This is a genomic window from Variovorax sp. 20P10.2.4, assembly GCF_058244205.1.
In genome coordinates this window covers 1-9,742 of sequence record NZ_JBZAYE010000257.1, presented here as the reverse complement: position 1 = coordinate 9,742, position 9,742 = coordinate 1, and the positions used below count along the sequence as shown (strand labels likewise).

Annotated in this window: 9 protein-coding genes and 1 pseudogene; 1 reads left to right on the top strand and 9 read right to left on the bottom strand. The window is 68.8% G+C overall.

Annotated elements, in window-relative coordinates; translation table 11 throughout:
* Nucleotides 1–178: 178 nt before the first annotated feature.
* The 8 genes from urtE to AC27VN_RS22235 form a co-directional block, all read right to left on the bottom strand.
* On the bottom strand, nucleotides 179–871 hold the full coding sequence (gene urtE, locus AC27VN_RS22270) for an urea ABC transporter ATP-binding subunit UrtE (RefSeq protein WP_057594408.1): 693 nt from the start codon (nucleotides 869–871) through the stop codon (nucleotides 179–181).
* Between the two features lie 12 nt (nucleotides 872–883).
* Nucleotides 884–1,762 (bottom strand): urea ABC transporter ATP-binding protein UrtD, encoded by an 879-nt coding sequence (gene urtD, locus AC27VN_RS22265; protein ID WP_296787128.1) that lies wholly within the window; start codon nucleotides 1,760–1,762, stop codon nucleotides 884–886.
* Nucleotides 1,759–2,985, bottom strand: a complete 1,227-nt coding sequence (gene urtC / locus AC27VN_RS22260; RefSeq protein WP_490877927.1) for an urea ABC transporter permease subunit UrtC — start codon at nucleotides 2,983–2,985, stop codon at nucleotides 1,759–1,761. The genes urtD and urtC overlap by 4 nt, the downstream gene beginning before the upstream one ends.
* Complete coding sequence (gene urtB / locus AC27VN_RS22255; protein WP_490877926.1) at nucleotides 2,982–4,529, bottom strand: urea ABC transporter permease subunit UrtB; 1,548 nt, start codon at nucleotides 4,527–4,529, stop codon at nucleotides 2,982–2,984. The genes urtC and urtB overlap by 4 nt, the downstream gene beginning before the upstream one ends.
* A 90-nt stretch (nucleotides 4,530–4,619) precedes the next feature.
* A complete protein-coding gene (gene urtA, locus AC27VN_RS22250; RefSeq protein ID WP_057594412.1) occupies nucleotides 4,620–5,888 on the bottom strand; it encodes an urea ABC transporter substrate-binding protein in 1,269 nt (422 codons plus the stop codon).
* A gap of 142 nt (nucleotides 5,889–6,030) precedes the next feature.
* Nucleotides 6,031–6,345 carry a nucleotide pyrophosphohydrolase gene (locus AC27VN_RS22245; RefSeq protein WP_296801653.1) on the bottom strand — a complete coding sequence of 105 codons (315 nt, stop codon included), beginning with the start codon at nucleotides 6,343–6,345 and terminating at the stop codon, nucleotides 6,031–6,033.
* A 97-nt stretch (nucleotides 6,346–6,442) separates the two neighbouring features.
* Nucleotides 6,443–7,921 carry an MFS transporter gene (locus AC27VN_RS22240; protein ID WP_490877925.1) on the bottom strand — a complete coding sequence of 493 codons (1,479 nt, stop codon included), beginning with the start codon at nucleotides 7,919–7,921 and terminating at the stop codon, nucleotides 6,443–6,445.
* A gap of 59 nt (nucleotides 7,922–7,980) precedes the next feature.
* Nucleotides 7,981–8,367, bottom strand: coding sequence for a nuclear transport factor 2 family protein (locus tag AC27VN_RS22235; RefSeq protein WP_296787139.1), 387 nt, complete (start codon nucleotides 8,365–8,367; stop codon nucleotides 7,981–7,983).
* A gap of 115 nt (nucleotides 8,368–8,482) precedes the next feature.
* On the opposite strand from AC27VN_RS22235, the gene AC27VN_RS22230 reads away from it, so the two are divergent.
* Nucleotides 8,483–9,409, top strand: a complete 927-nt coding sequence (locus AC27VN_RS22230; protein WP_296787141.1) for an AraC family transcriptional regulator — start codon at nucleotides 8,483–8,485, stop codon at nucleotides 9,407–9,409.
* Nucleotides 9,410–9,418: 9 nt separating this feature from the next.
* On the opposite strand, the pseudogene AC27VN_RS22225 reads toward AC27VN_RS22230, so the two are convergent.
* Nucleotides 9,419–9,742 (bottom strand): annotated as a pseudogene (locus AC27VN_RS22225) (extracellular catalytic domain type 1 short-chain-length polyhydroxyalkanoate depolymerase); the annotation flags it as partial.

Genomic DNA, 9,742 nt, shown 5'->3' with positions numbered 1-9,742 from the left:
TGGGCCGCGGGCATGACCGCGGTGGCGCTGCCGCTGCGCTCACCCGCGGGCAGCCTCTATGCGATGAACGTGAGCTTCCCCACCGCGGAGGAAGTGTCGACGGACGCCATCGAGGCGCACGCGCAGCTGCTGCTGCGCCTCGCGGCCGACCTGCGCCGCGACTGGGCGCGCTGAAGCGTCAGATCGCGACCAATTGGCGCACGCCCTGCGCCTCCATGTCCTTGCCGAGGCCGCGCGCGATCACCTCGCCGCGCTCCATCACGAGGTAGTCGTCGGCCAGCTCCTGCGCGAAGTCGTAGTACTGCTCGCACAGCACGATCGCCATGTCGCCGCGGTCGGCCAGCATGCGGATCACGCGGCCGATGTCCTTGATGATGCTCGGCTGGATGCCCTCGGTGGGCTCGTCGAGGATCAGCAGCTTCGGCTTGGGCGCGAGCGCGCGCGCGATCGCGAGCTGCTGCTGCTGGCCGCCCGAGAGGTCGCCGCCGCGGCGCCCGATCATCTGCTTGAGCACCGGGAACAGCTCGAACAGCTCGGCCGGGATCGGCGTGCCGCCGCGCTTGTAGGCCAGGCCCATGCGCAGGTTCTCCTCGACCGTGAGGCGCGCGAAGATCTCGCGGCCCTGCGGCACGAAGCCGATGCCCGCGCGCGCGCGGTCGTAGGGCGTGGCCTTGTGGATCGGCCGGCCCTCGAGCTCGATGCTGCCGCTCTTGATCGGCACCAGGCCCATCAGCGACTTCAGCAGCGTGGTCTTGCCCACGCCGTTGCGGCCCAGCAGCACCGTGACCTTGCCCAGCGTGGCCTCGAAGCTCACGTCGCGCAGGATGTGGGAGCCGCCGTAGTACTGGTGGATGTTCTTGACTGTCAGCATGGCGTGGTTTCCTCAGCGGCCCAGGTAGACCTCGATCACGCGCTCGTCGGCCTGCACCTCGTCGAGCGAGCCCTGCGCGAGCACCGAGCCGTCGCACAGCACGGTCACGATCTCGGAGATGGTGCGGATGAAGCTCATGTCGTGCTCCACCACCATCAGCGAATGCTTGCCCTTGAGCGTGAGGAACAGCTCGGCCGTGCGCGCCGTCTCCTCGTCGGTCATGCCGGCCACGGGTTCGTCGAGCAGCAAGAGCTTCGGGTCCTGCATCAGCAGCATGCCGATCTCGAGCCACTGCTTCTGGCCGTGGCTCAGGTTGCCCGCCATGCGCGACACGCTGGCCGCGAGGTGGATGGTCTCGAGCACCTCGGCGAGCCGGTCGCTTTGCGCCGAGTCGAGCCTGAACAGCATCGAGGCGCGCACGCCCTTGTCGGTCTTGAGCGCGAGCTCGAGGTTCTCGAACACCGTGAGGTGCTCGAACACGGTCGGCTTCTGGAACTTGCGGCCGATGCCCAGCTGCGCGATCTCGGCCTCCTTGTGGCGCAGCAGGTCGATGGTGCTGCCGAAGAACACCGTGCCCTCGTCGGGCCGGGTCTTGCCGGTGATGATGTCCATCATCGTGGTCTTGCCCGCGCCGTTGGGGCCGATGATGCAGCGCAGCTCGCCCGGCGCGATGTCGAGCGACAGCTTGTTGATCGCCTTGAAGCCGTCGAAGCTCACGCTCACGTCTTCCAGGTAGAGGATGCGGCCGTGGGTCACGTCGACCTCGCCGGGCGTCGCGATGCGGCTGAAGCCCGCCGTGCGGCCGCCCGATTCGGTGGCGCCGGTGTCGTGCGGCTGGCCCTTGGCGCGCGAGGCGCGCTCGGCGCCGGCTTCCATCAGGTCGGGCGTCATGCGCGGGCTCCCTTCGGTTCGGCATGCAGCGGCGCGGCGATGGCGTCCGGCTCCATGCCCTGTTCGGTCGCCAGCGAGCGCTGGGCCTCGGCGCGCGCCGGCGATGCCGCAACGGGCGCCGCCTTCTCGCGCGACAGCCACTGGCGCACCAGCCCCACGATGCCGTTCGGCAGGAACAACGTGACCGCGATGAACAGCGCGCCGAGGAAGTACAGCCAGTACTCGGGATAGGCCACCGTGAGCCAGCTCTTCGCGCCGTTGACGATGAAGGCGCCGATGATCGGCCCGATCAAGCTCGCGCGCCCGCCCACCGCGGCCCAGATCGCGATCTCGATCGAGTTGGCCGCGCTCATCTCGCTCGGGTTGATGATGCCGACCTGCGGCACGTAGAGCGCGCCGGCCACGCCGCACATCACGGCCGAGATGACCCAGATGCTGAGCTTGTAGGGCAGCGGGTTGTAGCCCGAGAACATCACGCGCGACTCGGCGTCGCGGATGGCCTGCAGCACGCGGCCGAACTTGCTCGCGATCAGCCACTTGGCGAACAGGAAGAAGGCCAGCAGGGTCACGCCGGTGAGCGCGAAGATCGTCATGCGCATCTCCTGCGTGGCGATCGGGATGCCGAGGATGCGCTTGAAGTCGGTGAAGCCGTTGTTGCCGCCGAAGCCGGTCTCGTTGCGGAAGAACAGCAGCATGGCCGCGAAGGTCAGGGCCTGCGTGATGATCGAGAAGTACACGCCCTTGATGCGCGAGCGGAAGGCGAAGAAGCCGAACACGAAGGCGATCAGGCCCGGCACCGCGACGATCAGCACCAAGGTGGCAATGAAGCTGTCGCTGAAGGTCCAGTGCCAGGGCAGCGTCTTCCAGTCGAGGAACACCATGAAGTCGGGCAGGTCGCTCTTGTAGTTGCCGTCGCGGCCGATCTGGCGCATGAGGTACATGCCCATCATGTAGCCGCCGAGTGCGAAGAACAGGCCGTGGCCCAGCGAGAGGATGCCGGTGTAGCCCCAGATCAGGTCCATGGCCAGCGCGCAGATCGCGTAGCACATGATCTTGCCGACCAGCGCCACCGCGTAGTCGCTCATGTGCAGCGGGCTGTCCACCGGCACCCACATGTTGAGCACGGGCGCCACCGCGCACACCACGATCAGCGCGACGAAGAAGGCCGTCCAGCCCTTGCCGCTCAGCAGCGGCCCCTTGGTTGGAAGTACGACCTTGCTCATGCCTCTGCGCTCCGGCCCTTCATCGCGAAGATGCCCTGCGGCCGCTTCTGGATGAAGATGATGATGAAGACAAGCACCGCGATCTTCGCGAGCACCGCGCCCGCCCAGCCTTCGATGAACTTGTTGAGGATGCCCAGGCCGAGCGCCGCGTAGACGGTGCCCGCGAGCTGGCCGACGCCGCCCATCACGACCACCATGAAGCTGTCGACGATGTAGCTCTGGCCCAGGTCGGGGCCGACGTTGCCGATCTGGCTCAGCGCACAGCCCGCGAGGCCGGCGATGCCCGAGCCGAGCGCGAAGGCGTAGGTGTCGATGCGCGCGGTGTTCACGCCCATGCAGGAGGCGATCGGGCGGTTCTGCGTCACGCCGCGCACGAACAGGCCCAGCCGCGTGCGGCCGATCAGCCAGCCCATGGCCAGCAGCACCAGCACCGCGAAGACGATGATGCACAGGCGGTTCCACGGCAGCGTGACGTTCGACAGCAGCGACAGGCCGCCGCTCATCCAGGCCGGGTTCTCCACGCCCACGTTCTGCGCGCCGAACAGCGAGCGCACCAGCTGCTGCAGCATCAGGCTGATGCCCCAGGTGGCCAGCAGGGTCTCGAGCGGGCGGCCGTAGAGAAAGCGGATCACGCCGCGCTCGAGCACCGCGCCCACCAGCGCCGAAGCCAGGAACGAGACCGGAATGGCGGCCACCAGGTACCAGCCGAAGGCGGCCTCGGGCAGGTACTTCTGGAAGATGCCCTGCATCACGTAGGTGGCGTAGGCGCCGATCATCATCAGCTCGCCATGGGCCATGTTGATGACGCCCATCAGGCCGTAGGTGATGGCCAGGCCCAGCGCGGCCAGCAGCAGCACCGAGCCCAGGCTGACGCCGCTGAACACGGCATTGAGGCGGTCGCCCCAGACCAGCGAGCCGTCGATGCTGGCGATGGAGGCCACGATCGCGGCCTTTACGTCGGCCTCGGTCTCGTCGGCCAGGCGCTGGTTGAGCAGCAGCTTGGTGTCGGGGCTGCGGCTCTCGCCGAGCTCGCGCGCGGCCACAAGGCGCTTGGCCTTGTCGGCGCTGCCGAGCATGCTGGCGGCGCGCACCAGTTCGAGCTGCGCCTTGATCTTCGGGTGGGTCTCGGCGGCCAGCGCCTTCTCGACCAGCGGCAGCCGCGATTCGTCGGGCTCCTTGAACAGCGCCTGCGCCGCCTCGGCGCGCACTGCGCCGTCCTTGCTGGTGAGCTTGAGCGCGGCCTGCGCGGCATCGAGCGCGCCGCGCATCAGGTTGTTGTTGACCACGTCCTCGGCCGTGTCGGGCACCTTGAGCTCGGCACCGGTCACGGGGTCGTAGCCCTTGTCGTCCTTCATCACGAAGACCTTGTCTTCGGTGTACTTGACCGCGTCGTCCGACATCGCCTGGATGAAGGCGGCGGTCTTCTCGTCGGCGCTGGTGACGGCCTTGTTGAGCGCCGCGATGCGGGCTACGGAATCGCCGGCGGCGATGGCCCGGGCTTCGTCGGCGGTCAGCGCCTGGGCGGCCGTTGCCATGAACAGCATGGCGGCGAATGCGCAGTGGAGGGTTCGTCGAAGCATCTTGAAGCGGAAGTAGGAAAGGCCCTCCCCCGGGCGGGGGAGGGAGGAACGCACTTACATCGACTTGCCGGCCGGGTAGTCGGGCTTCTTGTCGTTGCCTTCGATGTACGGGCTCCACGGCTTGGCCTTGACCGGGCCCGGCGTCTTCCACACCACGTTGAACTGGCCGTCGGCCTTGATCTCGCCGATGAACACGCTCTTGTGCAGGTGGTGGTTCTTCTCGTCCATCTTCGAGACGATGCCCGAGGGCGCGGTGAAGGTCTGGCCGGCCATGGCGGCGATCACCTTGTCGGTGTCGGTCGACTTGGCCTTCTCGACCGCCTGCTTCCACATGTGGATGCCGATCCAGGTGGCTTCCATCGGGTCGTTGGTCAGCGGCTTGTCCTTGTGGCCGGCGATGTTCTTGGCCTTGGCGTAGTCGCTCCACTGCTTGATGAAGGCCGTGTTGGTCGGGTTCTTGATCGACATGAAGTAGTTCCACGCGGCCAGGTGGCCGACCAGCGGCTTGGTGTCCACGCCGCGCAGTTCTTCCTCGCCGACCGAGAAGGCCACCACCGGCACGTCCTTGGCCTTCAGGCCGGCGTTGCCGAGTTCCTTGTAGAAGGGCACGTTGGAGTCGCCGTTGATGGTCGACACCACAGCAGTCTTGCCGCCGGCCGAGAACTTCTTGATGTCGGCAACGATGGTCTGGTAGTCGCTGTGGCCGAAGGGGGTGTACTTCTCGTCGATGTCGGTGTCCTTCACGCCCTTGCTCTTGAGGTAGGCGCGCAGGATCTTGTTGGTGGTGCGCGGATAGACGTAGTCGGTGCCCAGCAGCACCCAGCGCTTGGCGGCGCCGCCTTCCTTGCTCATCAGGTAGTCGACGGCCGGAATCGCCTGCTGGTTGGGCGCGGCACCCGTGTAGAACACGTTCTTCGAGAGCTCTTCACCCTCGTACTGCACCGGGTAGAACAAGAGACCGTTCATTTCCTCGACCACCGGCAGCACCGACTTGCGCGACACCGAGGTCCAGCAGCCGAAGATCACCGAGACCTTGTCCTGGCCGAGCAGCTGCTTGGTCTTCTCGGCGAACAGCGGCCAGTTCGAGGCCGGGTCGACCACCACGGGCTCGAGCTTCTTGCCGAGCACGCCGCCCTTGGCGTTGATGTCGTCGATCGCCATCAGCACCGTGTCCTTCAACACGGTTTCCGAGATGGCCATCGTGCCCGACAGCGAGTGCAGCACGCCGACCTTGATGGTGTCGGCGGCGAATGCCGGCACAGCGGAGATGCTGGCCAGCGCGACGGCGGCGGTGAGCGCCTTGAGGGTGAAACGACGTTGCATGTGGACTCCTGCTCCGGTGGGTTGAACCTGTTCGCCGGCGCGGTGCCGAGCGATGGGAGGGAGTCTGCGGAATGCACCAGGAAGGAGAAATACGCCGGGTGGCGTACACGGAGGTACTCAGCCGAGTCAACGGCGCGCGGGGCTACGGCGCCGGGTACTTGCGCGCGTTCGCGACCATCTTGCTGCGCGCGGCCTCGATGGGATCGATGCCGAGCTGGTCGGCCAGCTGCAGCAGGTAGAGCAGCACGTCGGCGATCTCGGTGCCGACCTCGGCGCGCTTGTCGGCCGGCAGCTCGCGGCTCTGGGCCTCGGTGAGCCACTGGAAATGCTCGAGCAGCTCGGCGGCCTCGACCGAGAGCGCCGCAGCGAGGTTCTTGGGGGAGTGGAAGGGTTCCCAGTGGCGCTCGCGGGCGAAGTCGCGCAAGGCCTGGGTGAGGGTCTGGAGGTCGGAATCCATGGTGGCTTTTCTTGAGGGGCGGTCAGTGTGACATGCGCCCCGAGAGCCCTCCATTGACCCAATTTGGGCAGGCTCGTGCCCAAATTGGGCAGGTTCGTCAGCGGCTCGTCGAAGGCCGCCGCGCGCCCCGCCGATGCAACACCGCCACCAACAACGCCGACCCCATCAGATAGACCAGCGCCACTCCGAGCCCCGCCGCATAGTCCGCCGCATCGCCCCGCTCGCCGAGCCGCCCGTAGAACAGGATCCCGATCAGCGCCACGCCCAGCGCATTGCCCGCCTGCTGCACCATCGAGAGCACGCCCGAGGCCACGCCCGCATGCTGCGGCGGCAGGCCGGCGAGCACGCTCGAGACCAGGGGCGCCATCACCAGGCCCAGTCCCGCGCCCTGCACCAGCAGCAGCGGCACCATCCAGGCGAGCAGGTGGGTATGGCCCGCGAAGGCCGCGACGTTGAGGTACTGCAGCGCATGGCCGGCCGCGAGCAGCAGCGCGCCGAGCGCGATCGGCGACTTGCCGCCGAAGCGGCGCGCGATGCGGGCGCCGCCCATCGAGGTGGCGAAGAAGCCGAGCGCCAGCGCGGTGAAGACCAGGCCCGAGCGCAGCGCGCCGAGCGCGAGGCCCTGCTGCAGGTACAGCGCGAGCACGAAGTACAGCGAGGCATTGCCGACATAGAAGGCCAGCGTGGTCAGCAGGCCGTTGACGAAGCGTGCATCGGCCATGAGCACCGGCGCCACCAGCGGCGCACCGCCGCGCGCGGCGAGCCGGCGCTGCTGGAAGGCGAACAGCAACGCGAGCGGCAGCGCGGCCGCGAGGCACAGCCAGCTCCACAACGGCCAGCCCTGCTGCCGGCCCTCGACCAGCGGCAGCACCACCGCGACCGACGCTGCGGCCACCAGCAGCATGCCGGCGGGATCGAGCCGGCTCTGGTGGCCCCCATTGGCCAGCGGCGGAATGACGCGCGGCGCCAGCAGCAGCGCGAGCAGGCCGATCGGCAGGTTGATGAGGAAACAGCTGCGCCAGCCGAGGCCCCAGAGGTCGGCCTGGATCAGCAGCCCGCCCACGAGCTGGCCCAGCGTGGCGCCGAGGCCGAGCGTGAGGCCGTAGGCGGCGAAGGCGCGGGCGCGGTCCTCGCCGGTGTGGACCAATCCGATCATCGCGAGCACCTGCGGCTGCAGCAGCGCACCGGCCAGGCCCTGCAGCACGCGGGCCGCCACCAGCAGCTCGGCATTGGGCGCCAGGCCGCAGGCCGCCGAGGCCAGCGTGAACAGCAGCAGGCCCGCCATGAACATGCGGCGGCGCCCGAAGAGGTCGCCGAGCCGGCCGCCGGTGATCAGGCCCGCGGCGGTGGCGAGACCGTAGCCCGCCACCACCAGCTGCAAGGTGGCGGTGCTCGCGAGCAGTTCGCGCTGCATCGAGGGCAGCGCGACATTGACGATGAAGAAGTCCAGCACCACCAGGAAGGTGCCGCTGAGCATGACCCACAGGGCCAGCCGGCCGGGCTTGGCCGCGTCAGCGCTCTGGCCGGCCGTGGAGGAAAGCGATGCCGCCGGAACGGCGATGTTGGACTGCGTCATGGTGGGCTCGAGTCTTGGAGGGAGGGCGCGCTGCGGCAATGACCCCGGAGGTCAAGCGATCAGACGCCGGGGGTCGGCAGGATGAACTGGTAGTCGACGGCGATGCGGCCGTCCTCGGCCAGCCGCAGGAACTCGAGCCCGAGCGCCGCCACGGGACCGCCCGCGGCGGGGACCATCTGCCAATGGAACATCACGGTGTCGTGCAGCCCTTGCGCATCGCCGGTGGCGATGAAGCGGAAGCCGCCGTCGCGCACGTTCTTCTCGTGCGAGCCGGTGACGCGCTGCGCCAGCGCCTCGTAGCCCTTGGCCTGCAGCGTGCGCACGCAGTGCTCGCCCTGGGGCACCCACAGTGCGGCAATGGCGTCGCGGCGGGCGTCGGCGTCGGTCAGGTTCCAGAGGGCGACGTAGCGGTCGGCCAGTTCGGTGAAGCGGGTCTTGGCATGCATGGTGTGTGCTCCTGTGCGGTGAGAGTGAAGCGGCAGTTTCTGCCGCACTCGATGGACAGTGAATGCCTGCAAAGCCGACAATCTTGTCCATTCGTCCACCGCCACCGGAGCCTTCATGGACCCCCTCGACGACGTTTTCGCGGCCATGCGCGTGCGCAGCGCCCTGTATGCCCGGCTCGAGGCCGGTGCGCCCTGGGGCGTGAGCCTGGCCGGCGGCGAGAGCGCGCGTTTCGGCCTCGTGGTGCGCGGCGGTTGCCTGCTCGAGGTCGAGGGGGCGGACCACCCCGTCGCGCTCGCCGCGGGCGATTGCTACGTGCTGGCCCACGGCACGCCCTATGTGCTGCGCGACCATCCGACCACGCCCACGGTGAGCTGCGCCTCGGTCGTGCGCGACCGCATCGGCGGCGTCGTCGAGCTGGGCGGCACGGGCACCGCGGCCTCGGTGATCTGCGGCTGGTTCCACTTCGACCAGCGCGCCGCGCGCCCGCTGCTCGACCTGCTGCCGGTGCTGCTGCACGTGAAGATGGAGCAGGCGCGGGCCCTCGCGCTGCAGGGCACGCTGCAACTGCTGGCCATGGAGACCGGCGAGCCCGGCCTGGGCTCCGGCCTGCTCGTGAGCCGGCTGGCCGACATCGTGTTCGTGCAGGCGGTGCGCGCGCACGTCGCGGCCGCGGGCGATGCGCAGACCGGCTGGCTGGCCGCGCTGGCCGATGCACGCATCGGTCCCGCGCTGCGCGCGATGCACAAGGACATGGCACGCGCCTGGACGGTGGAATCGCTGGCCTCGGCCGCGAGCCTGTCGCGCTCGGCCTTCGCGCAGCGCTTTCGCGAGCGCGTGGGGCAGGCACCGCTGGAATACCTCACGCAGTGGCGCATGTTCAAGGCCGGCAACATGCTGGGCCAGGGCAACGCCGCGCTGGGCACCATCGCCGGCGCGGTGGGCTACGAATCGGAAGCCGCCTTCAGCAAGGCCTTCAAGCGCGAGAAGGGCATGGCGCCCGGTGCATGGCGCGCCGCGGCGCGCGAGAACGCCACGGCGTGAAAGAGCGCCTCAGGCCTGCTTGGCCACGTGCCTGAACTGCGTCATGGCAAAGGCCCAGGCCATCCGCGTGGCATCGGGCCCGGCCGCATCGCTGAACATCAGCTTCGACGCGCCGCCGCTCCACGCATGCCCCAGCCCGGCGATCTCGCACAGCGAGACCACCGTGCGGCCCTTGCGCTTGAAGTCGGTCACGCGCATCGGGCGGCGCTTGCCGCGCTGCACGTCGCGCGCCACGCCGGGCCGCGCGCCCATGGCCGTGGCCCACACGGCGGCGCTGTTGACGGCATTGCTGGGCACGACCACGGCATCGGCATCGCCGTGCAGCACGAGCAT

Coding starts and splice junctions, on each gene's coding strand:
- AC27VN_RS22230 (WP_296787141.1), top strand. CDS start 8,483: ATGGACCCCCTCGACGACGTTTTCGCGGCCATGCGCGTGCGCAGCGCC.
- urtA (WP_057594412.1), bottom strand. CDS start 5,888: ATGCAACGTCGTTTCACCCTCAAGGCGCTCACCGCCGCCGTCGCGCTG.
- AC27VN_RS22245 (WP_296801653.1), bottom strand. CDS start 6,345: ATGGATTCCGACCTCCAGACCCTCACCCAGGCCTTGCGCGACTTCGCC.
- AC27VN_RS22240 (WP_490877925.1), bottom strand. CDS start 7,921: ATGACGCAGTCCAACATCGCCGTTCCGGCGGCATCGCTTTCCTCCACG.
- AC27VN_RS22235 (WP_296787139.1), bottom strand. CDS start 8,367: ATGCATGCCAAGACCCGCTTCACCGAACTGGCCGACCGCTACGTCGCC.
- urtB (WP_490877926.1), bottom strand. CDS start 4,529: ATGCTGTTCATGGCAACGGCCGCCCAGGCGCTGACCGCCGACGAAGCC.
- urtD (WP_296787128.1), bottom strand. CDS start 1,762: ATGACGCCCGACCTGATGGAAGCCGGCGCCGAGCGCGCCTCGCGCGCC.
- urtE (WP_057594408.1), bottom strand. CDS start 871: ATGCTGACAGTCAAGAACATCCACCAGTACTACGGCGGCTCCCACATC.
- urtC (WP_490877927.1), bottom strand. CDS start 2,985: ATGAGCAAGGTCGTACTTCCAACCAAGGGGCCGCTGCTGAGCGGCAAG.